Raw genomic sequence first — 1,020 nt, 5'->3', positions numbered from 1 at the left:
CGTGCCGCGCGGGGAATGCTGGCCGCTCGCGGTGTGGGCCGTCGCCCGGACCGGCGCGGCGTGGGTGTCCGTCGACCCGGCGCAGCCGCCCGCCCGCGTCGAGACCGTCCTGCGCGACAGCGGCGCCACCGTCGGGTTGACCGTGGCAGGTGCCGAACCGGTGGGGGAGGGCATCGCCTGGGTGGACCTGACCGGCGAGTGGGAGGCGCGGGAAATCCCTGAGCCGCAAACGTATCCGGACGACACCGCGGCGGAGCCGCATCCGGACGACACCGTGGCGGAGCCGCATCCGGACGACACTGCGTATCTGATCTACACGTCCGGGAGCACCGGCACCCCCAAGGGTGTCGCCGTGCCGCACCGCGGCCTGACCGCCGTGGTCGACGCGCAGCGGCACGTCCTCGGCGTCGCGCCGGGCAGCCGGGTGCTGCACGCGGCGTCGCACACCTTCGACGCGTCGGTGTTCGAACTGCTCGCCGCCCACGCGCACGGCGCAACCCTCGTCGTCGCCCCCGACCACGTCTATGCCGGCGCGGCGCTGCAGCGGCTGATCGTCGACGAGCACGTCACCCACGTGGTCGCCACCCCCACCGTGCTGGCCACCCTCGACCCGGACACGCTGGGGCGCCCGGTCACCGTCCTGTCCGAGGGCGAGGCGCTCACCGCGCCCGTCGTCGAACGCTGGCGGCGGCACCGCCTGCTCAACGGGTACGGGCCCACCGAGTTCACGATCGCCGTGTCGTTCGGCGGGCCGTTCGACCCCGGCGCCCGGCCCACCGTCGGCGCCCCCGTCGCCGGCGCCACCGCCCACATCCTCGACGCGCGCCTGCACCCCGTCCCAGCCGGGGTGATCGGTGAGCTGTACGTGACCGGGGCGGGCCTGGCCCGCGGCTACCACGGCCGAAGCGGGCTCACCGCAACCCGATTCGTCGCCGACCCGCACGGCGAGCCGGGCGCGCGCCTGTACCGCACCGGCGACCTCGCGCGCGTCACCGCCGACGGCGAGCTCGACGTCCTCGG

Annotated in this window: 1 protein-coding gene; it reads left to right on the top strand. The window is 75.8% G+C overall.

The genetic code is table 11. The features are described from left to right. Positions 1 to 1,020: AMP-binding protein (locus CQZ88_RS30680; protein WP_258008514.1), on the top strand; the 1,020-nt coding region annotated here is incomplete at both ends.

This window comes from Rhodococcus sp. ENV425, from assembly GCF_002887785.1.
In the GTDB taxonomy this organism is placed as follows: Bacteria; Actinomycetota; Actinomycetes; order Mycobacteriales; family Mycobacteriaceae; genus Rhodococcus; species Rhodococcus aetherivorans.
Note: the sequence above shows the minus strand (reverse complement) of the source record. Positions and strands in the feature narration are given on the sequence as shown.